General features: G+C 36.7%; 24 protein-coding genes. 15 read left to right on the top strand and 9 right to left on the bottom strand.

Annotated features, from left to right (window positions below):
- The first annotated feature begins 71 nt into the window (after window positions 1-71).
- From VXM68_RS13840 to VXM68_RS13800, 9 genes are all read left to right on the top strand, one after another.
- A complete protein-coding gene (locus VXM68_RS13840; protein WP_367209029.1) occupies window positions 72-1442 on the top strand; it encodes a radical SAM protein in 1371 nt (456 codons plus the stop codon).
- A 5-nt stretch (window positions 1443-1447) separates the two neighbouring features.
- A complete protein-coding gene (locus tag VXM68_RS13835; RefSeq protein ID WP_367209028.1) occupies window positions 1448-2485 on the top strand; it encodes a hypothetical protein in 1038 nt (345 codons plus the stop codon).
- 6 nt (window positions 2486-2491) lie between these two features.
- Window positions 2492-4714 (top strand): peptidase domain-containing ABC transporter, encoded by a 2223-nt coding sequence (locus VXM68_RS13830; RefSeq protein WP_367209027.1) that lies wholly within the window; start codon window positions 2492-2494, stop codon window positions 4712-4714.
- A gap of 7 nt (window positions 4715-4721) precedes the next feature.
- Window positions 4722-5237, top strand: a complete 516-nt coding sequence (locus tag VXM68_RS13825) for a hypothetical protein (RefSeq protein ID WP_367209026.1) — start codon at window positions 4722-4724, stop codon at window positions 5235-5237.
- Window positions 5234-6532: an SPASM domain-containing protein gene (locus VXM68_RS13820; RefSeq protein WP_367209025.1), complete on the top strand. Its 1299-nt coding sequence runs from the start codon at window positions 5234-5236 to the stop codon at window positions 6530-6532. The genes VXM68_RS13825 and VXM68_RS13820 overlap by 4 nt, the downstream gene beginning before the upstream one ends.
- Window positions 6504-7874: a GlcNAc-transferase family protein gene (locus VXM68_RS13815; protein ID WP_312379087.1), complete on the top strand. Its 1371-nt coding sequence runs from the start codon at window positions 6504-6506 to the stop codon at window positions 7872-7874. The genes VXM68_RS13820 and VXM68_RS13815 overlap by 29 nt, the downstream gene beginning before the upstream one ends.
- A gap of 11 nt (window positions 7875-7885) precedes the next feature.
- Window positions 7886-8206: a 2Fe-2S iron-sulfur cluster-binding protein gene (locus VXM68_RS13810; protein ID WP_312379084.1), complete on the top strand. Its 321-nt coding sequence runs from the start codon at window positions 7886-7888 to the stop codon at window positions 8204-8206.
- A gap of 63 nt (window positions 8207-8269) precedes the next feature.
- Complete coding sequence (locus VXM68_RS13805; RefSeq protein WP_367209024.1) at window positions 8270-10654, top strand: outer membrane beta-barrel protein; 2385 nt, start codon at window positions 8270-8272, stop codon at window positions 10652-10654.
- Window positions 10655-10672: 18 nt separating this feature from the next.
- Complete coding sequence (locus tag VXM68_RS13800) at window positions 10673-11299, top strand: glycosyltransferase (RefSeq protein ID WP_312379078.1); 627 nt, start codon at window positions 10673-10675, stop codon at window positions 11297-11299.
- A gap of 799 nt (window positions 11300-12098) precedes the next feature.
- Here VXM68_RS13800 and istB (VXM68_RS13795) read toward each other — a convergent pair.
- Both istB (VXM68_RS13795) and VXM68_RS13790 read right to left on the bottom strand, forming a co-directional pair.
- The gene (gene istB / locus VXM68_RS13795; protein WP_367209023.1) at window positions 12099-12923 is read right to left on the bottom strand and encodes an IS21-like element helper ATPase IstB; all 825 of its coding nucleotides are present in this window, start codon (window positions 12921-12923) and stop codon (window positions 12099-12101) included.
- A gap of 2 nt (window positions 12924-12925) precedes the next feature.
- Window positions 12926-13684, bottom strand: coding sequence for a hypothetical protein (locus tag VXM68_RS13790; protein ID WP_367209022.1), 759 nt, complete (start codon window positions 13682-13684; stop codon window positions 12926-12928).
- Window positions 13685-13773: 89 nt separating this feature from the next.
- On the opposite strand from VXM68_RS13790, the gene istA reads away from it, so the two are divergent.
- From istA to VXM68_RS13770, 4 genes are all read left to right on the top strand, one after another.
- Window positions 13774-14550 (top strand): IS21 family transposase, encoded by a 777-nt coding sequence (gene istA, locus VXM68_RS13785; RefSeq protein ID WP_367209021.1) that lies wholly within the window; start codon window positions 13774-13776, stop codon window positions 14548-14550.
- Window positions 14551-14847: 297 nt separating this feature from the next.
- On the top strand, window positions 14848-15213 hold the full coding sequence (locus VXM68_RS13780) for a hypothetical protein (protein WP_367209020.1): 366 nt from the start codon (window positions 14848-14850) through the stop codon (window positions 15211-15213).
- Between the two features lie 10 nt (window positions 15214-15223).
- Window positions 15224-16048: an IS21-like element helper ATPase IstB gene (istB, locus tag VXM68_RS13775; RefSeq protein WP_367209019.1), complete on the top strand. Its 825-nt coding sequence runs from the start codon at window positions 15224-15226 to the stop codon at window positions 16046-16048.
- Between the two features lie 92 nt (window positions 16049-16140).
- Window positions 16141-16746, top strand: a complete 606-nt coding sequence (locus tag VXM68_RS13770; protein ID WP_367209018.1) for an NPCBM/NEW2 domain-containing protein — start codon at window positions 16141-16143, stop codon at window positions 16744-16746.
- Between the two features lie 1117 nt (window positions 16747-17863).
- On the opposite strand, the gene VXM68_RS13765 is transcribed toward VXM68_RS13770, so the two are convergent.
- The 3 genes from VXM68_RS13765 to VXM68_RS13755 form a co-directional block, all read right to left on the bottom strand.
- Window positions 17864-18436 (bottom strand): glutathione peroxidase, encoded by a 573-nt coding sequence (locus VXM68_RS13765; protein WP_293955102.1) that lies wholly within the window; start codon window positions 18434-18436, stop codon window positions 17864-17866.
- A gap of 695 nt (window positions 18437-19131) precedes the next feature.
- A complete protein-coding gene (locus tag VXM68_RS13760) occupies window positions 19132-20598 on the bottom strand; it encodes a sigma 54-interacting transcriptional regulator (RefSeq protein ID WP_293955104.1) in 1467 nt (488 codons plus the stop codon).
- Between the two features lie 6 nt (window positions 20599-20604).
- Window positions 20605-21726, bottom strand: coding sequence for a VWA domain-containing protein (locus VXM68_RS13755; protein ID WP_367209017.1), 1122 nt, complete (start codon window positions 21724-21726; stop codon window positions 20605-20607).
- 437 nt (window positions 21727-22163) lie between these two features.
- On the opposite strand from VXM68_RS13755, the gene VXM68_RS13750 reads away from it, so the two are divergent.
- The gene (locus tag VXM68_RS13750; protein WP_367209016.1) at window positions 22164-22580 is read left to right on the top strand and encodes a hypothetical protein; all 417 of its coding nucleotides are present in this window, start codon (window positions 22164-22166) and stop codon (window positions 22578-22580) included.
- A gap of 106 nt (window positions 22581-22686) precedes the next feature.
- Complete coding sequence (locus tag VXM68_RS13745) at window positions 22687-23745, top strand: alpha/beta hydrolase (RefSeq protein WP_367209015.1); 1059 nt, start codon at window positions 22687-22689, stop codon at window positions 23743-23745.
- Between the two features lie 26 nt (window positions 23746-23771).
- Here the strand turns inward: VXM68_RS13745 and VXM68_RS13740 are convergent, their stop codons facing one another.
- Genes VXM68_RS13740 through VXM68_RS13725 form a run of 4 tightly spaced genes read right to left on the bottom strand, consistent with a single transcriptional unit; the run spans window position 23772 to window position 26242 of the window.
- Window positions 23772-24275, bottom strand: a complete 504-nt coding sequence (locus VXM68_RS13740; protein ID WP_367209014.1) for a 4'-phosphopantetheinyl transferase superfamily protein — start codon at window positions 24273-24275, stop codon at window positions 23772-23774.
- Window positions 24272-24526, bottom strand: coding sequence for an acyl carrier protein (locus VXM68_RS13735; RefSeq protein ID WP_293955114.1), 255 nt, complete (start codon window positions 24524-24526; stop codon window positions 24272-24274). The genes VXM68_RS13740 and VXM68_RS13735 overlap by 4 nt, the downstream gene beginning before the upstream one ends.
- Window positions 24527-24530: 4 nt before the next feature.
- Entirely contained in the window at window positions 24531-25802 is a 1272-nt protein-coding gene (locus tag VXM68_RS13730) for a beta-ketoacyl synthase (protein ID WP_367209013.1), read from the bottom strand.
- A complete protein-coding gene (locus VXM68_RS13725) occupies window positions 25799-26242 on the bottom strand; it encodes a 3-hydroxyacyl-ACP dehydratase FabZ family protein (RefSeq protein ID WP_293955117.1) in 444 nt (147 codons plus the stop codon). The genes VXM68_RS13730 and VXM68_RS13725 overlap by 4 nt, the downstream gene beginning before the upstream one ends.
- Window positions 26243-26252: the final 10 nt, after the last annotated feature.

Raw genomic sequence — 26252 nt, 5'->3', positions numbered from 1 at the left:
TTACTGTCAGTTTGAAATAGGCTTTTGTTACTAAATTTTTAAATATAAACATTAGAAATAACCTCTTAATTATGAATTTCAAATTATCAAAATACATAGTGACCACCGATGTGCTGGATCCTAACAGCGAAATACAGCAACGTATACTCTTTTCTACGCGAAGTGGAGTATCTACATTGATCGAGGATAGCCTATATCATAACTTGGTAAAAGGGGATTTATTAAGCCTTGATAACACTGCATTAGCTAGATTAATGGAATATGAAATCATTGTCAATGGAACTGAGGATGAATTTCAGGAGATATTAAAACTCAACAAATTAGGTGTTAAAGATACAAAATGTGTATCAATGACCATTCAACCTACTGCTAATTGTCAATTAGGTTGCTTTTATTGTGGGCAAGTCCATTCAAAATTGACTATGACCCAGGAAATGCAAATTAAAATAATTGAAAGATTAATTTTCCAGTTAGATAGAAAACCTGATACAGAATTGGTTCATACAACCTGGTATGGTGGCGAACCTTTAATGGGCTATTCTGCTATTATTAATCTCAGTAATAAAATGCAGAAAATTGCTTCTGAACGAAAATGTGGCTATAGTGCATCAATCATTACAAATGGTCTTAGTTTAAAAAAAGATATTTTTACTGAACTTTACCTAAACCACAGAGTTAAACGATTTCAGATAACCTTAGATACAACAAAAGAACATCATGATAAACGTAGGATAACCAAAAAAGGAGAATCAACCTTCGATATTATCATGAAAAACATTCTTGATATCTGCTCATTGGATCATTACCAACAAATTGTAAAACATCCGATTTTCATAAGGATGAACATAGATGAAACCAATTATCGCCAAGCGCAAGATATGGTTGATTACATGGCTTCCTTAGGATTACAGGATAAAGTGGAAATGGGCTTTTTTCCGATCACTAATTGGGGAGACAAGACAGTAGGAGATGAACAGGGATTAACCACCATAGAATTTGCTGAACTTGAGATAGAATGGCTAATGTATCTCTTGGAAAAAGGATTTCCCATGAAGTACATTTTGCCAGAAAGGAGATATGATGTTTGCATGGTTGTCAATGAAGCCAGCGAAGTCTATGATGCTACAGGAAACATCACTCCTTGCTATGAATTCCCTTACACACCTAAATACAACGAGGAAAAACATATTATCGGAAACCTTCTACAAGATGAATCAACTTTTAATAAAAACACTCAAGTAAGAGGATGGTATGATGATCTTGCCTCTTGTAGTGTTTCACCAAAGTGTTCAAAATGCAATCTGTTTCCAGTTTGCAATGGCAACTGTCCAAAAGACTGGTATAATGGTGAGATAACTTGTCCTACGATGAAAGCAAATATAGAGGACAAACTTGTTTTACAGTATTTAATGGATAAATCAGCATTACAAACACTAGGCTAATAAATATGAACGAATCTCAAATTATTGAATATCTACAGTTGTTCGAGAGTTACACTCCAACTGTAGAAAGAGAGCTAGAAAAATCTAAGGATTCAGTCTCTAATTATAAAAGCTACGACAGTGGCCATATATTTTATGCACTTTTAAATTACGTTCAATTAACATTAAATAATAGAGAGAAACTTACATACAATTACATCCTTAGCGAGAAACTGTTCAGGGTCTGTAGAGAAAAAGAACCAAATGTAGCCTCCTATTTTGTTGACAAAATATTGAAACAATATTGTGAACTAGATTCAAATAATCCGTTAGAGTATCACACAATAAAAGCCATTTTGAATCCTGTATTAGCTTATTATTACTATTACCTTGATAAAGATTATGATAATGCTCAAAAATACATGATAGAATTACTAGATAGTATAGATTTTCTTATAGATCATGGCTTTGACGATGGGATGTACATGAAAATCGAACAGTATTTAAATATTTCCAAAGTCTACTTTAACGCCGGGAATCATTCACAATCAGCTATCTATTCAAGAGCAGTAATAAAATATTTGCTGAGCAATGAGGCAGAAACTTTCCAGTTTCCTTTTTCAAAAATATTATCATTCGAAGGGCAATATGAATCAATTCTAAAATCATTTTTAAACGGAATTCTGTTCAAAGCAGTAGGAAATACTAATATCGGAAATTCTTTACAGAACCCTTATCTATCTTCTGTATTTGATAATCTGAATATCTCTTTCAATGACAAAATTAATTCTGATTTAAAAAATTCATTGGATATATTATTATTGATTTTGGATAATAAAGTAGAGAAGGGGTTAGAAAAATCTATCAAATCTGATATTTTCAATAAGCAGGTTCCTACATCAATACAACATTTAATATTAGCTGCTTTAATGAATTTTCAAAATGTTTCTGAGCTAATTCCATTAGATTTAAAAATCGTAATACAGAACTATCAAAACAATGAATTAAAATTTACTCCTTCCAACATTTTAATTCATGATTCTGCAATAACATCAGCGACTTAAGTATTTATGTTCAAGTTTTCTATCCAACATGATATAATGGACTGCGCTCCTACTTGCCTAAAAATGGTAGCAGAATATTACGGAAAAAAATACTCTCTTGAGTATCTCCGTGAATTGTGCCACCTAGGAAAAAATGGGGTTAGCCTTTTAAGCATAAGTGAGGCTTCCGAGATTCTTGGTTTCAGATCTCTAATGGTAAAACTGAACATACAAAAACTTCTCAATGATTCTCCATTACCATGTATTCTACATTGGAACCAAGATCACTTTGTTGTTCTGTTAGCGATAAAAAGCAAAGGAAATTTTATAAAAAGGATATTTGATAAGGAGTCAACATCAAAAGAATTTATGATTGCTGATCCTGCACACGGAATAGTTAAGCTTGATGAAGAAACCTTTTATAAAGCCTGGATCTCCACCTATAATGAAAGAGGGATAGCTCTTCTTCTTGAACCTACTCCTGATTTTTACACTCGAAAAGAAATTACTGAAAAGCAACGAGGCTTCGCATTCTTGTTCCGGTATCTAAAACCATTTAAAAAACATATAGTCCAATTGGGCCTGGGAATGTTAGCTGCAAGTGTAATTTCTCTAACACTACCATTTGCAACACAAATACTACTTGATCAGGGGGTCTCAGAAAAAAAATTATCAGTGGTATATGTCATTCTCTTGGCACAGCTCTTTTTGATATTTGGAAACATGAGTATTGAACTAGTGCGCTCCTGGTTACTGTTACATATAAATTCTCGGATAAGCTTAAGTATAATTTCAGACTTTTTATCCAAATTATTAAAACTACCGATAAGATATTTTGATTCAAAAGCCGTTGGAGACATTGCTCAGCGTATCAATGATCATCATAGGATTGAAAATTTTCTTACTGGCTCTATACTCACGTCCCTTTTTTCGTTTATAAATATTATCGTCTTTACAATTGTCTTAGCGATTTACGATCTAAAGATTCTGGCTTTATTTGTAGCCTTTAGTATTTTCGGAATACTGTGGATCTTGCTTTTTCAGAAAAAAAGAAAAGAGATGGATTACAAAAGGTTTTCTCGAAGCAGAGAAAATCAGGATAAATTGTATGAATTGATCACGGGTATGCAAGAAATAAAACTTTTTGGCAGCGAAACTCCAAAGAGGTGGGAATGGGAGCAATTGCAAGTTAAAGATTACAAATTAAATATTAAAAGCCTAGCATTAGAACAATACCAGCGAACTGGTTTAGTATTCGTGACTCATGTAAAGAATATTCTTATCACCTTTATTGCTGCAACTGAGGCAATCAAAGGCAATTTAACAATCGGCCAATTATTAAGTATATCCTATGTTATTGGGCAGACAACTGGTCCTATTGAACAATTAGTCAATTTAATCAGATCTGCCCAGGATGCGAAATTGAGCATGATTAGGCTGCAGGAGATTCACAATAAACAAGATGAAGAGACAATTGGTAAAGAAAAAATCTTATTTCCACAATTAACATTTGGAGATTTATTCATCGAAAATCTTTCATTTCAGTACGAAGGACCAAATTCTCCTTATGTCTTAAAAAATATTAACCTATGTATTCCAAAAGGTAAAGTGACAGCCATTGTAGGAACTAGTGGAAGTGGAAAAACTACACTTATGAAAATATTGCTAAACTTCTATCAGCCAACCCAGGGGAAAGTATCGGTGGGTGAATCCGATTTAAGTAAAATTTCTCCAAAATTGTGGAGAAGTTACTGCGGCAGCGTGATGCAAGACGGTTACATTTTCTATGATACAATTGCGAAAAATATCGCTATGGATGGAGAGAATATAGATGAACAGAAAATGGAGATGGCAATAAGAGTAGCTAACCTAAAAGATTTTGTAGAAAGTACTCCAAATGGATATACCACAAAAATTGGCTTATCTGGAATGGGGATCAGCGGAGGTCAACGCCAAAGAATTCTAATTGCCCGTTCAGTTTATAAAAATCCAGAATATATTTTTTTTGATGAAGCTACAAGCAGCTTGGATGCAAATAATGAAAAAACCATTATAGATTATCTCAATGATTTTTTCAGAAATAAAACTGTCGTAATTATTGCTCATAGACTCAGTACCGTAAAAAAAGCAGATCAAATAATTGTATTGGATAATGGCAAGATAGAGGAAATTGGCAATCATTCGACACTGATCTCAAATAGAGGCAAATATTATGAATTGGTAAAGAACCAGTTGGAATTAGGAGATTAAATCTGATATGGCAGAAATAAAATCAAAATATGAACTGAGAAGTCCTGAAGTACAGGAAGTAATGAATAAACCATCCCATTTTTTCATTAACTGGGGTAATTTGCTCATAATAATATCCATATCATTTTCAATATTCTTAATTAATAAAATACAAATAAAAAATTACGATCGTTTGCTCGCGACAATAATATCGGAACAAATGATCCTAGATCAAGGAGTTTTAGTTATCAAATTAAATATGGCTCCGCAGAATCAGTATCCCTCAGGTCTGGAAACCCAAATAACTTTTTTGGGTGATAAATCTTCGGACATGGGAACGATCACGGGAACTATTGATTCCTCTTGGAATCAAGAACAATACACATACATTTCCTGGAAAACTAAACTTGATAAAACTAGACAACTACGATTAAACAATAACCAAGTCATAGAGCCAGCTAATGGAATGAATGTAAGCCTCAAGATTACAACGAGTAAGGAAGATATAATTGAGTCAATGATTAAAAAACTAATAAAAAGATGAAACTATCCAAATACATCATTACAACTTCTATTGCAGACGAAAAGGACGCTAAGTCAACGAGCCAAACAATTATTTATTCATGTCTTTCTAACCAAACAATTGTAGTAACCGACGATGTTTTTCGAAAAATTACGAATGGAGATTTACACATGTTGGATAAAAGGCTAATTATAGAATTACAAAATAGCAACATATTAATCTCAAAAGACAAAGATGAAATTGTCGAATTGCTTGGATGCGAAAAGTTAATTAATGACAACATCTCATTATTTTTGAATCTGGTCGAAAGTTGTCAGTCTGGATGTAATTCTTGTTCGAAATATTACGATATTTCAAAATCAGGAAATGAATTTGTTTCATCTATCAGTAATTTTATCGAGCACCGCCTGATTAAAAAAGATCTCAAAACGTTCTTGCTGACATGGAAAGTGGATGATCTAATCAAATATATTGAAACAATACTTTCAATATCAATTTCAAATCTGAAAATTGCTGATGAGAAAGACCTATTTTATTCATCATCATTAATTTGTCAAGGTATTTTTCTTACGGAAGAAGTCTTTAAAAGGCTCTTCAATTTATGTTCTATCAAGAAGTTTCATATATCATTAGAGTGTTCAAATTCTGAAGCTACTGAATCTACTATTACGAATATATTATCAATAACAGAGAACTTTCCTTTCCTGCCTCAGGACGGAATTATATTTGAAGTCAATATAAAAAGCTTTGATATTGGACATGTTATAGAAATTATAGACAGGTTTTCGCGTGCTGAAGCTCAGAATCGAATTACCTTTAAGTTTGATTTTTTAGAAAACGACCATGTTTCTAAAGATATTTTAGCTGAAAATGAAATTGAGTGTCTATTTTACGCTATAGAAAACGGTTTTATTCAAAGTATACTCCCTACTCGTGTTATTTTACCCTGCGCAGCAGCAGATCATGACTCGGTCTCCGTTGATAAAGATGGTAACTTATTTTCTTGTAATGTCCTTCCTTTATCAACACCAGATATAATTTCCGACAATCTGATTGGGAATATTAATGAAGATTTTAAGGATCATTCGCCTGAAACAAAATTCAGGAAATGGCTTTATGACCTTGGTGAAAATATGCCAATTTGTTATAACTGTAATCTTTTGCCGGTCTGCGGAGGAGGATGTCTTTTAGAAAGAGAAGAGGGCGTATCTTTAGGTTGTCCAAGTTTTAAATATAACATTGAAGATCGTTTATTGATCAGCTATTTAAATCAAAAATCACATTTTAATGAATGTATTATTGAATATTACCAATAGTCTAAAATTTACTTTAAATCCAAATTTAGAAATGTCAATTTTTGTCCAAATAGCAGCTTATAGAGATCCTCTATTAGTTTCAACACTCAAGGATATGCTAGAAAAGGCAATGAATCCTGAAAATTTACATGTCACGATCTGTCATCAATATAACCCAGAAGATACATATAATGTTGAGCTCAATGAATTCAAGTTAAATCCTCAATTCAATATAATTGAAATCCCATATAAAGAATCAAAAGGACTTTGTTGGGCAAGAAATTTAATCCAGCGCCAATACAAAGATGAAACATATATGTTGCAAATAGATTCGCACATGAGATTCGTTTGGGCATGGGACAGTATTTTGATTAATATGCTAGAATCTCTAAAGGATAAAGGAGTTCAAAAACCAATTTTAACCGCTTATCCTCCTCATTTTGAACCTTTGGACTTTAGATATGAGGAAACTGCTCCAAATCAAATTATTTTTCGTGAATTCGATAAACATGGTATATACCCGATTGGTTGGCCCTCTGAAATTCCTAATTGGAAAAATCTCACTGGTCCTATTCCTGCAAGATTTCTAGCGGGAGGATTCTGCTTTTCTATTGGGTCTTTTTGTCAAGAAATTTTGGATGATCCTCATCTATATTTTTCTGGCGAGGAAATCAATCTTGCTATTCGCGCCTATACTCATGGTTACGATTTATATCACCCCCATATTAATATTACTTGGCATTATTATACCCGAAAAGAAACTCCGAAGCACTGGGACGATCATTACAATACGGGAATATTAGAAAACCAAGCAATGCGGAGATTAAAAAGACTTTTTGAGCAATCAACGAAAAAGACCCTTTATGATTGGGGAATTTATGGGCTTGGAAATATAAGGAATTTAAGGGATTACGAACGATATTCGGGGATATTACTAAACGAAAATAAAGTTCAAGAATATACATTAATGAACCTTCCTCCTGTAAATCCTAAAATATTTAATTCAGAAGAAGAATGGGAAAATAGCTTCTATTCATATGTTAACAATTTCATATATATACCTATTAATATTTTTGAAGAAAATAAACTTACGGAATATGATGTTGCTGAATTAAGATTCATGTGCAATAATAAGGAAGTTTATCAACAGTCGCTTAATAAAGAAGAAATATTGCAATTAAAAAATTCGACAGACAGCCACTGCAAACTTGAGGTTAACTTCAAGTGTGAAGATTTGCCAGATGGTTGGGTTCTTGAGCTACATAACAAACATGGAGGAAATAACAAAAGAGTAAGAGGGCGAATGCCATATTTCCAAGCTGGATTGAATGGTTTTGCTATTAAAAATTGTATAAATTTATAAATTAATTAACAATGTCAACAACATATAAGCTTTCATTTATTAATGAAAAAAGAGGACTTAAAAAGGAAATAGAAATTAACGAAGATAAACCTATTTTAATTCTAGCTGAACAAGCTGAAATAAATCTTCCGTTTCTATGTCGAACTGGAGATTGTAATAGCTGCATTTGCCAATTAGTTTCTGGTAGTGTTTTTCATACCACTCAGACAACATTAACGGAAGATGATTTAAAACAAGGATATTTTCTAGCATGTACGGGATTTGCAACCTCCGATTGTGTAATTGAAACACATAAGGAAAAACAGTTTGCTAGATATAAAAAAGGGGTCTAAAAAGTTTATAATGTGAATCTATTTTTTCTCTAATCACTAATATGCTAATTACTTATATATTGAATGAAAATAATCACCTATTTATCCGCTTTATTCTCATTATTGTTAGTTTCAAATTCCTTAATTGCCCAAAGCATTGAAGGAAGGATTACTACAATCAAAGATAAAGAATTGGAATACGTAACTGTAAAACTTATCCGCGATACCACTATTTTACAATATGTTGCTTCCGATCAGAACGGGAAGTTTACATTCAAAAATCTGATTGAAAAATCAACATACAGACTTAAACTTCAACATACGGGCTTTGAAGATTTGGATACCACTTTTATATCTGGAGATTTTAAGAAAATGACTTTTAAGATGTCTGAAAAAGTCAATAAACTAAATGAGGTTGTAGTGAATGCCAATAAACCTCTGCTCGAGCGAAAAGTAGACCGTCTTGTTTTTAACGTTCAAAATAGTATGGCTTCATTAAGTGGAGATGCAATGGACGTGCTAAAAGTAACCCCACTTGTTATGGCCGAAAACGAATCTCTAAGTATCATAGGAAAAGGAAGTGTTACGGTTATGGTAAATGATAAAATCCTTCGTATTTCTGGGGATGACCTCACATCCTATCTAAGAAGCATTCCATCTGGATCCATTGAAAGTGTTGAAGTTATCACTGTTCCCCCTTCCAAATATAGTGCTTCAGGTAATGCCGGTATCTTAAATATCAAACTGAAAAAGATAGTTAATGATTTTTGGAGTGCTTCCATCCGTTCCATTTATACACAAACAACCTATCCTACTATTAATTTAGGGGCTGGTTTCAATTACAAAAAGAATAGGTTTTCCCTATATTCTAGCTTAAATATGACTGAGGGTTCTGTTCTATTTACCGAAAAACCACATGTTACCTATAGTACACAGGATTGGGAAACCCTCAGTAAAAAAAGGAGCTTTACAAAACTTTACAATGGCAGGTTACAAACGGAATACAAAATATCAGAAAAATTCAGTATCGGCGCCCAGGCCTTTCTAAATAGCAGCAAACCGCATTCCAACGATAAGACATTGACAAATATTAGCCAAAGAACCGGACTTTTGGACTCAATAATTAAGGGAAATGGCTACCAAAATTCTACAACGCAAAGCTTAGCACTTAATTTCAATTCGACATATTCCTTGGGGAAAGACGGTCAAGAAATTATTTTGGATATAGATCATTATCGAAGCAATTATGACAACTTCCGGGACTTTAATTCAGAAACATTTGACCCAAGCGATTCCCCTATTCTAAATAATGAATGGTACTCAGGAAACGTTGGTCAGAATGTCTTCACGAACACTTCCTTTAACATAGATGTTGAACAAAAAATTAAAAAGTTTGACATCAACTATGGCGTAAACTTTTCAACTTCCCTTAATAAAAACGAATTACAATCTGTGGCAACTTCTGGAAGAATAGATACTATTTTTAATTATTCAGACGAGTTTGAATTCAGAGAAAATATCGGATCCCTGTTTTTTTCTTTTGGTAGTGCAATCAGTAAAAAAATTGATTTCAAAGCAGGACTCCGTCTAGAAAATACAAATACAGAGGGCGTGTCAAATACTTTGGCCACAAAGTATGAGAATAATTATTTAAAATTATTCCCCACTTTATATACTTCATATAAAATGAACGACAAAAACGTATTCTCAATTGGATACGGAAGAAGGATTGACAGGCCTGCTTTTATGGCAATGAATCCATTTGCCAGATATATTTCAAAGTACTACTACACCGTCGGAAACCCATATCTATTACCCTCCTTCTCCCATAATATAGAGATAAATTATTCCAACAATAGGGATCTGAATCTTTCTCTTTACACCAATTTTGCAAAAGAACAGATTGCCCAAACTGCCATACCTTTTGAAAATTCAAAAATGGTGGTAGATACCATGCAGAATTTTTATGATATGTCAACTATTGGTTTTACAGCCATCTATACCTTACAAAAAAGCAATTGGCTCGAAAGCAACTTTGTATTTAATGGATATCACCGGAGCATAAAACAATATGATACTAATATTGTACCGGATTATAAAGTAAATGTTGTTTACTTGAGTATGGACAACAATTTCAAGATTAGCAAAAAACTGAATACCCAATTATCAAGTTTTTATTATTCTCCACAAATTACAGGTATATTTCGTAGATCTCCACGATTTAATGTCAATCTCAATTTCAGATATAAGATTAATGATCAATGGGATCTTGCCCTATTTGCAAATGATATCCTAAAGACACAACAAGGTAAACTTAATGCTATTGTTAATGGTGTTCAACAATCTTATGACAATTATTATGATAGTAGAAGTTTAAGACTAACAGTTTCCTATAGATTCGGTAGCATGAATATCAATGCTAGACAGAGAAATTTCATAAATGAGAAAGAAAAACAGAGAGCCTATTAATAATCTTCAAAAAACAATATGGTAGATCCAATAATTCATCAGATAATTTTGACTGACATTCCCAATTCACTGATCTGGAAATGTTTGAACTCATGGAGAAAAATGGAACGATTTGGATTTAAGATAAAATATTGGAATTATTGTGAGGTAAAGGAATTTATTTCGGAGAGTTATCCAAATGCTCTGCAAGCTTTTCTTAATGCCAGAAATTTCGCAGAAGCATCAGATATTGCCAGATATCTGATTATTCTCCATTTTTCAGGCACATATGTAGATTGGGATATAGAGCTCGTGGATTCTATGGCTTATTACAATAAAATATCCAACCTATCGCAAGGTTATTTGTTATTGGATCCAACTAATGGAACATTTGCACCTGAGTGTTTCTCCGCGCAAAAAGGGGATCAATATCTGAGAAAATTGACCGATGATATAATTTCAATATCCAATTCGCAACAAATCCCTCTTACTCCTCAATACACAGGGGCATTCAGAATGCGCGAGACAATGAAAAACTGCAACTGTAAACAACGCATTTTATCAGTTAAAGATCTTTTTGAATTTGATTATTCAGAAATAAGGGAACCTTTTCAAAGACCGGTTAAAAATCCGCTTATTCACTATTGGTTACACACTTGGCTTTAGTAAATAACATGCTTCTTCATTATTATTACGAGGCTCACTCACCCTGCCTCGTAATAATATGAATAATAATCACCTCCGTCTATTATTCTGATCTATATTTTTATCTGGAGTATTCAAATGGCTGAAAATAATATTAGGTTCCATATATTGATCCATTTTTAAGCCAGCCTCCTTCAATATTTTTTCCGGAATATTTTCTTGTTCAAATTTTTTTCATTCGGCTTTAGTTGTGGAATTACACTTTTCAAAAGAATATTTTTTAGTTGAGTAGCTCTTTCCGGGGTAACCAAAAAATTAGCTATCGGGTTCTTAAGTTTGTAATACCCAAAAGAATGATCTGGGATACCCACGACTATGGTCATCTGTCTATAGATAGCCTTTAATTCTACGGCACAATTTTTTCGCGAACTTTATTTGAAAAGTTTCTGGCTAAAAGCACGCGAAATGGTCAATACCTTTTCGGTTTCTTTAAAAACAAACAAAAAATAGAATCAGTATTTTTTTTCATGATCGTGTCATCTGAAAATCTGCTTCAATTCAATCGTCAAAAGAAATAGCCATAGTACACCTTATCCTATAATCATTAATAGAAGTGGTTTTTATTAATTCCATTCCATTATTAGAACAGACTTTTTGTGATGCGATATTATCACTAAACATACGGGCATAGACAATTCTAGCCCTCAAATTACTTTTGCAATATTTTATTAATGCATTACAGATTGTCACTTCGCATTAGAATGCCTCCACTAGTTCGCATCAGAATGCCCCCACTAATTTCACAAAAAAAACCATTATTCTATTCATTATTATTTTCATAATTTTCTTGATCTTCTGACTTTTTGGGTCTTCCCCTTTTTGATTTTTCCTTAGGGTCGTCTTCAAACATTCCGTTCAGTTCCAGGAGGTTCTTTATACGGTAACTGTTTCCATTTAGTTTGACGATTGTGGCATGGTGCACTATGCGGTCTATTATCGCCGATGCGATTACTTTGTCCCCGAAAAGTGTCCCCCAGTCTTCAAAGTTCCTATTGGTGGTAATGATCATCGAGCCGTTTTCGTATCTTTTTCTGATGATCTCAAAGAAGTCTTCCATGCTGTACTGCGGCATTTTTTTGAAGCCCAGTTCGCCCAGTATCAGCAGGTCCGGTTTTAGGAACTTCTGGATGGTCGCAGCATAGGATCCGTCCGCACGGGAGGAATATAGCTTTTCGACCATTTCATTGGTATGGATGAAAAGTACCCGCTTACCTTTTTTTACAGCTTCCAGCCCGATTGCATGGGCCAGGTGCGTCTTTCCGACCCCCGGTTTCCCCATGAATACCACATTATGTTTCTGGTCTATGAACCGGTAGCTGGCCAGATCATAGATCTGCCTTTTGTCCACCTGGGGCTGATAGCTGAAATCATAACAGTCCAATACCTTCTGCGTGTCGAGTTTTGATTCCCTGAGCTTATTTATATATCCGTTGGTCTGCCTGTTGGCCATTTCATCCTCCACCAGAAGCTCAAGAAATTCAATGTAACCGATCTTGTGCTGTAGCGCGTACCTGTTACGCAGCTCGAGGTTCTGACAGATGGCCGCGAGTTTAAGAGTGCGGAGCTGTGTTTTTAGATTTTCCATATTTATGTCCAGTAATTTGTAAGAGTGTCATAATAACTGAGTTCGTGCTGAAATTCGTCCGAGAAGCCCATTGTTAACACATCTTCCCGGGGCAGGTCGTACATCGCATTCTCGCATATCCGTTTGACCTGCTGGTAGCTTATGGCGTGAAAGTGCAGTGCGCGGGCACATGATCTTTCTATCTGGCCCAAAGTGAAGCGCTTTCTCAGCGCAAGTATACCCTGGGTCATCTTGCCCCAGTGCCTCGGCACTTCTTCCACAAGTCGATCGAACGGAGTGTACGCATTTGGACCTATCTGCCCCATCATTTCATGGTATTCTTCCTTGCTGACCATTCTCTTTTCCCTGGGGCGGTGCGCCGCAAGACTGACAAACATGCCTATGCTGCTGGATAGCTGGTGCATGGCGATCTGTGGTGAGCTGTCATAGATGCGAAGTATCGTACCGTTACTCTCCAGCCTTACATTCATGCCCATATAGTCAGCCGGAACCGAATAATAATTCTGCTTATAGGCGACATGTCCCATACGGTTTACCCTGCGGTGGCTGACATCCTGTATCTGGAAACGTCTGGAAGGCAGGGGCTGCAGCGCAGCTTTCTCCGATTCAAGAAAGATATCATGAGGCCGGCGCCTGGTGGTACCGTGGACACGTTTATTGCATATTTCATCATTCCATACGCGCAGACCACAGATCAGGTCCTCATAGCTTTTGCTTTCAAAGGCTTTCAGAAAGTTGTTCCTGACATTGTTAATTCTCACTAAAACACCCCCATATATTCTCACTAAAATGCCACCACCTTAAGTTTTTAATTAAGGTTTAACTTGTCGGAGTATTAAAGTCCGACATTATGTATAAAGTGGCAATGCATAATACGATAAAAACACTGCTATCCCACGGGAAATCGATACGGGAGATAGCATCAGAACTTGGGATGTGCCGCAAGACCGTTTCCCGGATACAGAAAGCCCTTGAGCGTGGGCTAGAGGAACCTTTGCCTCAGGTAAGACCAAAGCTGCTGGACGATTATCTCGATGACATTCAGGTATATAAGGAGATGGGACTGAGCGCTATACTTATCCACCAGCGCCTGCATGAGCAGCAGGTTTTAGATATATCTTATCCCAGTGTCGCCAGAAGTATCGAGAGATTAAAGAAGCAGGAGGTTTTTGTGCCGCTGCACAGCGATCCGGGAGAAGAAGCGCAGGTGGATTTCGGATATATGGGTACTTTCCGCAGGAATGGCCGCCCTGTAAAAGTATGGGTGTTTTCCATGGTTCTCTCCCATAGCCGTTACAGCTTTTATAAACTGGTGACCAGCCAGCGGGTGGACGAATTTCTGGACTGCCATATCAAAGCTTTCGAGTATTTTGGGGGTGTTCCGCGAACTGTCAAACTTGACAACCTGAAATCTGGGGTGACCATTCCGGATCTTTACGAACCGGAGCTCCAGCGCAGGTATTCTGAATTTCTTTCCTACTACAGCTGTGCAGGAATTGCGTGCAGGCCACGCCGTCCACAGGACAAGGGCAAAGTTGAATCATCTATCAAATATGTAAAAAACAATTTTTTAAAGGGCTTCGATGGCAATGGCTATGAAGATCTGCTGTGCGGGCTGAAGGTCTAGAACGAAGAGACATGCAATAAGCGCGTACACGGAACCACGCGCCGTATCCCTCTTGCCGTATTTGAACAGTATGAAAAACATGCACTGCTTGCACTGCCCCCGGTGCGATATGAAATCCTGGAGGTCGGATCCAGAAAAGTCACCCGGCTGGCACACGTGAGCTACCGCCATAATTACTATTCGGTGCCCGCTGCCTATGCGGGCAGAACCGTCAGGCTCGAAAGCAACGGTACCTGCCTAAAAATATTTGACGGCAGCACCCGCATTGCACTCCATCAGGTAAGCGGTCAGATGGGCATGTACGTTTCTCTGGAGGAACACCGTCCGGATTATAAAAAGAATATCAGCAGAGAAGAATATAAGCGGCTAATGGGAAGTATCGGACCTTCTGCACTGCTTTTCTTTGAACATCTTCTGGCGGAGGTGCCTACCCACTGGAGCCCGATGACCCGCGGGATACTTAAATTAAAAAAGCGGTTTACCGACGTGCAGATCGATCTGTCATGTAAGCGCGCGCTCCATTACAGAGCCTTCAGCTACCAGCAGGTCAAACGGATCTGCGAGAACGAGCTTTACAAGCAAAATTACGATGAAATGTCTCCTATGGTGTATTCCAGCGAATACGAACACGAACTCGGACTATACGACAGATTAACAAACTGAAATAAATAATATGGAAACATTATTAGCAAATTTACGCCAGCTAAAATTGGCCACGATGGCCCAGAACCTTGAAATGAGGAATAGGCATGCCCTGGAAAAACAGATCAGCTACCTTGAATTTCTGGAGCTGCTCATCGAAGATGAAATAGTAAAAAGACAGTCCAATGGCTATCAGTCCAGGCTAAAGGAATCCCGGCTGGATACGCAAAAGATCCTGGACAGTTATGACCTGAATTACCAGCCGGACCTGGACAGAAGGCTATTATTTGACCTGGCTTCCTGCCGGTTCATAGAACAGCGCTCCAATGCTATATTCATGGGGAAACCCGGTGTCGGGAAAACCCACCTGGCCCATGCGATCGGGCTTGAAGCGGTCAAAAGAGGTAAAAAAGTACTGTTTGCACACACAAATGAAATGGTCGAAAAACTGTTCGCATCAAGGGCAGACGGAAGTTACCAGTCCGTATTGCAGCGTTATCTAAAGCCTGACCTGCTGATACTTGATGAGCTGGGCTTCAAAAAAATGCCGCAGAACAGTCTGGAAGATTTCTTTGAGATCGTTCGCAGGACATACGAAACGGGGTCTATGATCATCACCACAAACCGAAACTTTGAAGACTGGGGAAACCTCTTCGGTGACAGGGTAATTGCTTCTGCTATTATAGATAGGATTGTCCATCATGCAACAATTGTAAAACTTAATGGGAACAGCTATCGCGTAAAAAATCTTATCGAACTACAGGATCTTTTTCCTGGTGAAGATACCGCAAGGACTAGAAGAGGGCGCCCTCGAAAGCAGGAAAACGAAATCTCAGATGATCAGGATAATGAATGATTATTTTTGCATATTAGTGGGGGCATTTTAATGAGAATCAGTGGGGGCATTCTAATGAGAATTAACATGGATCAGTTAAAGAATACCGAAAAATGGTTACTCAAGGTGATGGGGGGCATTTTTTCACAGTTAATAACTATGGTCAGCCGAGCATAAATGACTTGATTAGAGTAGTTGAAAATGACAGCCAAGATAGCCAAAAGCACGTGAAGTTAGGCATATTAAATGAGTTGTTACGCGACAGCAAGCCAATCAATCTTAAAACCACCCAAATGGATAGCGTATTTCTTTCTGATGCAGCATGGAAAGAAGCTTTGGTTGGTTGGGAAAATCCCGCTCGAAATTATTACACGGCCGAATCCAATAGTTTATTTTTTTTAGAAAGTATGGGCAACCTATATCGAAAAGGTTTGTACGCCCATACGCCATCCCTATATGCGTATAAGCTCTCAAAAAAGTGGCGGAATTTAAAAATCATAGCAGCATTGCGTGATGGAGCGCTAAAACCAGAGGGTATTAAATTTATTATCAAGGGTAATGGGAAAACCCTTTCTTCTCGTATCGTTAGACCTAATCAACAGCATATTTTTGATATAGATATCACAAATATAGACGATCTTGAGCTTCTCACACAAGATCCAGTCGGAAACAACTTTAATGCCTGGTCAATTTGGTGCAACCCATTGCTAACTAAATAAAAATAACAGCCAATAGTCATCAAGCTCATACAGGTATTTTCAGTAAGTTAGATACTCCAAAAGCTGACCGGGCAACTTGGTCTCATTTATATTTTCTTTGCGATTCATAAGCTCATCAAAATCTTTATGCATTACTAAGAAGCATACTTTAACTTGATTAATGCGTGCAACGTAATGTAAAAACCCTTACTTATTTCTACTGGTGTCTCCTGATCACTCAATAGTCAAGTACAGAATATTTATCCGTCTCGCCTGTACTGTGATAATAAAGGTTAATGCGAAATGTATCTTTGCTCACCACTATTTCTCTTTTTCAATTACATTTCTAAAGGCGATAAATTCTAAAATGGTACAGCCTAAATAAATAAACGTAAACAAAAGGAGCGTTTTTAACGGTTCAATGGCCATATTAAACTTGTACACTCCAACCAATATATAAATAATTAACATAACTAAGCATACAGCAGGTATTCCTGAGAAAACCAAAAAGCATAACGTTTTACTATTTCTGACTTTTTCTATACGATTTAGAAAAAACAGTAGAGAACACAATGCTATAGCGAAAAGGTAAACAGCTGAAAAAACAAGATTAACACTAATGTCCATTATAACAATAATCGTATTCAGAAATCCTGTATCAACCGTATTTTTTTCCGCAATAACAAGTCGATATAAGATAAATAGCAAAATACTTACAAGCACATTGACAAACCAAAATTTCACTATGATTTTCCCCATTTTTAACACTTTCTATGACCACTTGTAGACATTGCTCGATTAGTCATCGATTATTCTTTCGCGTTCTCTTACAAAGATATTAAGTTATTTTTCAAGAGTAATGCACGAATATTAATTTTGTTTTGGCGAATAATGATTGCTTTGTTCGTTAAAAAGCAAAATAGTAGCGAATACCACTAAAAAAGTCAATTCACCTTATATTAACTTCTGTCTACAGAGATAGCACATGCTCTACAGATTAATGTTCTATAAATTCAGGATTATTAGAGAAAGTCGTAGAGATAATTAAAACGGATATGTTATGCGCAACAATATAGGGCATATATTTTAATTCATAGGATCTGTTGACTGAATTCCTAAGTTGAATAAGAGTCGGCTTCTAATTGATAAGAGATATAATTTCATTAGCTTCAGGGTCAGTTTTTGGTGAAAAATGCTTTATAAGCTTACCATTTTCATCAATTAAATACTTCTGAAAGTTCCATAAGACCGCTGAACTTTCAACACCGTTCAGGCTTTTATTGGTCAACCACTGATAGATAGGCGCCTGTCGCTTTCCTTTCACATCAATCTTTGCCGCCATCGGAAAAGTTACGCCATAATTTCGTTGACAAAATGCTGCTATTTCAGCGTCCTTACCTGGCTCTTGATCTAAAAAATCATTTGAAGGGAAGCCTATAATAACTAGCTTATCATTGAATTTATTATATAGACGTTCAAGACCCTCATACTGTGGCGTAAATCCACATTTGGAAGCGGTGTTTACAACTAAGATCTTTTTACCTTTAAATTTCGCAAAGTTTATGGTAGAGCCGTCCAGCCCGTTTACTTTAAATTCATGGATAGTAGCTGATTTCAATGCCATATCTACTTCAACGTTACCATTGGTGAATAAATAATAGGCTACAGCGGCTCCGACTGCCGCCACAATAAATAAAACTATAAAGACCATTTTTCTCATTTTTTTCAGACATGCCAATCAATATGAACCACTAGAAATCTGACAAGGTCAAGTTAAAGGTACTAAAGTTCAAAGAAGAAATCAACTCTATTATATAGTAGCAAAACCGTATTCATCCAAATTCTGTTCTCCCAGCAGTCTCGAATGCCTCACTCTCAATATAACACAACACTAAGATCTCTCTAATCAATTTATAGAGATTCTAAAAGCAAAGAACTTCATATTACCAATGCGGTCGCTTTCCACCCCAATACAGCTGCATTACTTAATAAATTAGATATGGAATTATACATTTTCTAAAAGAGGTATGGATAAAGACATTAAGGCAATAGGTTTTACATACAAATTAAATATTCCCATTTTCACATAAAAAAGGACGATTTTCATATTCTTTATGTATCTAATCTAAGTTACATTTGTCAACAAGTAGAATTGATTCGATAGAGGTAATTGCTGAACTGTTTAAAGATCCATATCTCACATTTCGATTCCTATTGATTCAATAAAGAATACTATAAACTCCCTACAATACTACAATGAAAAACATGATGTGGAACGAGAATGTCGTTCCACATTTTTAATTAACCCTACTATTTTCTATTGATCTAATACACTCAACACCTGACACTTCCTATGCCGGAATTCGTAACCCATTTTCGGAAACGAAACAACATTATTATAAAAACTTACAGATTGTTTCTTAGATATCCTTGAAAATTATCCTGAAACTGCAGTCCCGTTCCAATTCTATATTTACTTAATTTATTGTTTAAAGTGAGCCCCCATAAAACAAATTCGGTTAAAAAATAGACATCCGCAGATTTCGTTTCTGGCTGATATTGCTGAATCAAAGCTTTAATAGGTACCACTTCATCCAAAACCCTAATATACTCCATATCACTAAGCTCATCAGATAATTCAATACCTTCCGATTCTGCAAACCAACGCACAATATCATCGTAGGGATAACGATCGCTCTCTCTCTCCAGCTTCTCAATTTTTGGGAATAAGACGGGAAAGATGCTTTTTATAGCATTTTCAATCAGTTGCAATGCCACAATATCTGCTCCTTCCTGCTCACCTTCATAAACAAGCTCAACCTTGCCAGTTATTGCAGGTATAATGCCCATAAAATCACCCAATCTCACTGCGGTTGCTTGCGATCCGTTTTTAAGCATACGCAATTCAGCGGTGCTTACTAAGTTTTGAAATGCCGTAATACTCATACGTGCACTAACGCCACTTTTATCATCAACATATTCGCTATTTCGAGCTTCGAAGCTTATTTGCTCTATTAATTCTCGCGCTAATTCTGGGATATAAATTTGCTCTTTCTGCGCTATTTCCAAGTTAGATTCCTGAGCGGTGATTGTTTTTGCTATCTCAACAGAAGTCGGATAATGGGTAAGTATCTGCGAACCAATTCGATCCTTCAACGGCGTCACAATGCTTCCCCTATTGGTATAATCCTCGGGATTCGCTGTAAATATAAATTGTATATCTAATGGCAAGCGCAACTTAAAACCACGAATCTGTATATCCCCCTCCTGTAATATATTAAAAAGGGCGACTTGAATTCTCGCTTGAAGATCCGGAAGTTCATTAATAACAAAAATAGATCGGTTTGCCCTTGGGATCATACCGAAGTGAATCACACGATCGTCTGCATAGCTTAGTTTTAAATTTGCGGCTTTGATGGGATCTACATCACCAATCAAATCAGCGACGGTCACATCGGGTGTAGCAAGTTTTTCTGCAAAACGATCGTTTCTACTAAGCCAAGATATTGGGGTATCGTCACCTTCCTTCTTTAGTCGTTCTATCGCATAACGCGATATCGGATTATAGGGATCATCGTTAATCTCCGAACCTTCTACCACTGGCACATATTCATCCAGTAGATTGACCATAAGTCTTGCCAATCGCGTTTTCGCTTGGCCGCGAAGCCCTAATAAATTAATATTGTGCTTGGAGAGAATAGCCCGCTCAAGTTCAGGAATAACCGTATCTTCGTATCCGTATACTCCATTGAACACGGATTCACCCGCCCTTATTTTTGTAATTAGATTCTGACGCAATTCTTCTTTTATTGTCTTAGGTTTATAACCCGAAGTTTTTAATGCACCAAATGTTTTAATCTTCGTATAATCCATATATTTTTATCGTATTCTTTTTTTTCGGTTTTCTTCATAATCTTCAAAAATCATTTCACCTAAATTGCCAAGGCCCGTATAATAAGCCTTTCCTTGATTCGAAGCTGTAAATTCGTCGACAAATTGTTGTAAATAGGGATCGGAAGCAATCATAAAAGTAGTTATCGGTATTCCCAACTTGCGAGCTTGCGCAGCCATACTATAACACTTACTCGTGATGAACGGATCCAAACCCATGGGATTCTTATAATAACCACCATCCGGCATATTTAAACAACTCGGTTTGCCATCGGTTATCATAAATATTTGCTTATTTGCATGCCTCTTTCGCCGTAGTAAATCCATTGCTAGCTTTAAGCCTGCGACAGTATTGGTATGAAAAGGTCCTACTTGCAGATAAGCAAGATCTTTAATCGCTATTTGCCAAGCATCGTTTCCGAAAACAATAACGTCAAGAGAGTCCTTAGGATAACGCGTAAGAATAAGCTCAGATAGGGCCATGGCTACTTTCTTTGCTGGTGTAATCCTATCCTCTCCATACAAAATCATACTGTGGCTAATATCAATCATCAGCACTGTACTCATTTGTGATTTGAACTGCGTATCCTCAACGACAAGATCATTTTCAGACAACGCAAACTCTCCTATTCCATGATTAATTTGTGAATTTTTCAAACTCTCTGTCAAAATTATCTTTTCTAGGCCATCGCCATACTGATAGTTTCGGAAATCCCCCATATTTTCATCGCTCCGCCCTTGGTGATTTGTTTTATGATTGCCAGACATTCCCTTGCGCATCTTTCCGAAAATTTGGTCCAACGCGTGCTGCCTCAGGGCTTTCTCAAGTTTTGAGGTAATATCTATCCCCCCTTCACCATCAAACTCAACTTTTTCTCTGATGTATCCTTTATCTTTCAGATCTGTAATGAAATCGTCTATCGTGTAGGCAGGGGTCGTTAGCTTAAACTCTTTATCCAACTGCCTAAGCCAATCAATAGCTTCATCAAAATCACCGGAAGTATGGGTAATCAGTTCTTTGAAAATGTCAAATAATTTTTCAAAAGGCGTCTGAAATGGTGCTTCAAATTGCCTAAAGAGAAAACCTTTATTTCGTTTCTTGCTTTTCATCCATTCCTTTTATTTAATATAAAAAAGCGATCAAAAATTGCTATCGAACGCTTTGTAGTATGAATTTACAAAATAATAATCCTTATGCACGCTAAATGTAAATTTAACTTTAAAAACTGGCTATAGTATGACTTATAGCAGCTATTCTTCGAAAGAGATAAAGTGCTAAACCTATATCAAACACACTAATCCCTAATTTTTCTACATGTGGCTGTAGGGATATCTTTAAAATAAAAGCTTGAGTAAAGAATTTGATCAAGAACTGTTTAAAAAAGTATAGTGTCACATACATTCATTTCTGCGAAAGAGACATAACATCTCAAGCCATAGAAATAAGTTCCTCAAGCAATCACTACAGAATTAGCCCAATGTTTTTATAGACTACATTAGTAAATTGAAGAAAATTGAATATTTTTAAACAATAAATAATAGACCTCATGGATGATAAAAAATTAATGGAGATCGATCAATATATTGCTAAACTTTCGGCTACTGAACAAGAAGTAATCCATCAATTCAGAAAAGCAATAGTAGAAAATGACCAAGCTATTTCCGAAGACTTCGGAAAGTTTATGTCAAATCCAAATGCGTTTAGTTTTAATGAACAAGGCGTATTTAAATACGGGTTAACAGTCGCGAAGAATTATATTTCATTCCATTCCTTGGTCATCTATACTAATCCCGAATTAATGGAAGAACTAAAATTAAAAATACCAAAGGCCAAGTTTCAAAAAGGCTGTATTAATTTCAAAACTTTGGATGAATTTCCAGTAGCTGTATTAGCAGAGCATATTCAAATTTCTTCCAAAATTGATTTCAGTCCTATGATCAATCGTTATCTTAAAAAGAAATAAGTATATTGTCTCTTCTGGAACCCATGAGTTACCTTTTGAAGGTTACAATTCATGCCATTGGATTCATATTAAAGGTAAAATTCTAGAATAGTAGAAAATTAATCATATGAACAAAAGGTATTTTTTCTATATTATCATCGTTATCAGTTTGTTCACTTCGTGTGGCCTTATCCATAATCTTCCCGATTCGGCTTCCCCAAACACTGGCGTAGATCCTAACCTGTGGTACTCATTTGTGGATCAAAACGGTAATTTCTACCCCGATAACTGGAAGAAAAACTATGGCATTCCGTCCAATAAAGCGGCTCGAGATCCTTATTCGCTTATGAAAATTGCCACAGACAGAGGTGATCGCGAACAATTACTCGCTTTTGAACGTAGTAACATGCTGCGTCTGTCAAAACGTATTGCTCCAAAAAAACGTGTGTTTATTTTAGTTCACGGCTTCAATGCTGACGAAGAATCAGTTGTAAAACAATATAAATATATTGCCAATCATATCGTTACAAACCCTAAAACCGATGAAATCATTCGATTCTATTGGGATGGTTTACGATCTACCTCCCCTTTTCGTTCCGCAAAAAACTGGTTTTCAGCAGCCTCTTTTAGCCAGATGGCCGGTGAATTTGGTTTAAGGAGAATTCTAAACAATATGGCCAATAAGGATGTTTATATTATTTCACATAGTCGGGGCGCATCTGTAGTGATGAGTGCAATTTCGAATCCTGAATTTAATAGCTCATTTTCCGCACAGGCAAAAGATATTCACAATGTCGATATCGAGCGGGCAAAGCCTTTGCTGGAAAACAAAAACAGAGTTACATGTATTATGCTGGCACCGGCAATAGGACTTTCCGAGTTTCAATATACAGATACACTAAGCGGGACAAAAAAATTTGTCGAACTGAGCCCACAAGTTAAGAAAATACATATCACCATAAACGGTACCGACAAGATGTTGAAAAAGTTTTTCGGATTCTTATCTAACAAACTTAACCCAACTGATCTTGGATATAAAGCAGACAGTTTTAATGCTCTTAAGAAAAATTACACCATTTTTTCTATGACCGATTTTACTGGAATGTCGAGTCATGCCTTTAGTAGCTATATACGAAATCCCAAGTTTAAACAAATGCTAAGGGCAGAGTCGATTCAAGTACAATAAAGTGTTTACGGGTCTGATTAAGTCGATCAGGTACAAATCGCAACTATTCTCTCAAAACGTCCGTGGTTACTAACAGACACCGGTAAGACAGCATCCTCATCATTTATGCTAATGCCTGGAATTCCTAATGAATCTTTAACAATTTCACTAGCCGTGATTTCTACAATATTGTCCAAATGATCTAATTCCCCAACGGCTACGGTATGTATAAAATCTGGGCAAAAAGTGGTCTTAGTATAATACCTCTTGCCTTCGCAGATGACTTCTCCCCTTGCGGTAAAAAAAGACCGTTCAATAACTGAACATAGCAATCTTTTAGGCATAAATTTCCGAATTCCTGTCTCTCGATTCCATATTTTATAGGCAGCCTCTTTCATGCTCCATAAGAGCCAAACAATAATTTCGGTATCTACACTGTTCACAATCAACAGTTGTTCCTGCTCAGTAAATAACTTTGAAACAAAGCCTTTACGTTTCCAATTACTATCTTTTCTGGACTGAACCAGGTCGATAACGTCATTACCAATCATTTTTCTTGTAACTTGCTCTCGATTATTTCGACTGCAGCTCCGACATTAAGCATACGTTCCATATCAGGATTTTCAATTACTATATCGAACTTTTCTTCAATATCTAGAACAATATCAACCAGATTGGCCGAGTTGATTTGCAGATCACGAATAAAATCGGTCGCCTCATTAAGCTTTCCGAAAGCTTCCTGGTTTGTCGTATATGGTGATATGATTGGCTTTAAAGCATCGATCAATTCTTCTCTATTCATTAGTTTAGTTATTAAAATTCTTAAATATTAGGCAAGCATTAACATCCCCAAATCCAAAACTTGCTTTGGCAATGATGTTAGGCTTGGCCTCAAGAGTCTTTAAAGGAATACGTGATGGATGTATCAATGCAGCAATCTCCGGATTTAGATCAGAGCAATTACAGTTTCCAAATAAAAATCCATGATAAAGCTGCAAAACCGTCGCCACGCTTTCTATACTACCCGCCGCACTGAGACAGTGTCCAGTCATTCCCTTCAGTGAGTTTATCCATGGAAAATCTTTACCATTGCGATTCAGAGCTACGGTCCAGTTTTCTATTTCAAAAGCATCTTTGGCAGTTGCTGTCAAATGTCCATTTATCGCATCGATGTCTGAGCCCGAGATATTTGCATTTTTTAGCGCCTCCTGAATACATTTCCGCACAGCATAAGCATTAGGTGCTGTCATACTTCCTGTTCCGCGTTGTCCGCCAGAATTTACCTGGCCACCCAATAATTCTGCATATATAGTTGCCTTTCGCGCTAGTGCACTTTCCAGATCTTCCAACAATAAAGCTCCAGCCCCACTACCAGGAACGAATCCTGCGGCGGTTGCACTCATAGGTCGAGAACCCGCCCCAGGATTAGCATTATATTGTGAACTACAGACACGCAGTGCATCAAAACCGCCCCAAATGTAAGGCCCACTATCTCCTGTACTCCCTGTGAGCATCCGTTTAGCTCTTCCGGATCTAATCCGATCATAACCCATCAGGATTGCTTCAGTTCCCGTAGCACAGGCAGATGAATTCGTTGTCACCTGATTACCAAGACCCAATTTTCCTCCTAAGTAGGCACTAACCCCACTGTTCATCGTCTGGGCTACAACCGTACTCCCCAATTTGCGGGTTTGCAAATCATCGATTTTATAAATGCTTTCCCGCAATTTATCGATACCCGAGGTTCCTGAACCAAACACAGTTCCACTATCCCAATCAGGAGCGGAATTTAAAGTAGTAGGAAGCCCCGCGTCTGCCCATGCTTCCATTCCGGCGATCACACCATATAATATTCCTGTACTATTAAATCCTCTTAATTCTAGTTCGGTGAAATATTTCTCTTTTAGCGCTTCCGACAGTTGAGGCATTCCAGCAATCTGGCAAGAAAACTGCAATTTTTCCAATCTCTCATCATGTCTAATTCCAGATATACCCTCCCTAATCGCCTGTGTAAAAGCGGGTACTCCCACACCATTGGGAGCAACAACACCAATTCCTGTAATGACTACTCTTTTCATAGCGCTTCGGTGATCATGCCTGCCAATATTCCTTTGCAAACGTCCTGCCCAGCTTCATTTTTCATGATTACCTCGCATTTTAATTTACCAAACCGGAGATATATTTTTTTCGAAAATACTGTAACTCTCTCCTTTGGATACACCGGTTTTAAAAATTGTATCTCGGTAGATGTCAATGCTATTGCTGAGCCGTGCATCAAGTTTTTATTTAGTAGAAAAATCCCCAAACAAGCTAAACCTATCTGGGCCATTGTTTCGATCAAAATAACACCTGGAGTAATCGCTTTTTCAAAAAAATGGCCCTTATAAAAATCCAGATCTTCATTAAAAGTATAGCTACCCGCAATACCTTCTGAATCTACATAGATCAATTCATCGACAAATAAAAAGGGGGCTCTATAGGGCAATTTTGATAGTATATCTTTTAAATCCACATTCATAATTTTTAGG

Source organism: Sphingobacterium sp. R2 (assembly GCF_040760075.1).
Lineage (GTDB): Bacteria > Bacteroidota > Bacteroidia > Sphingobacteriales > Sphingobacteriaceae > Sphingobacterium.
This window is presented reverse-complemented; position numbering and strand designations above follow the sequence as displayed.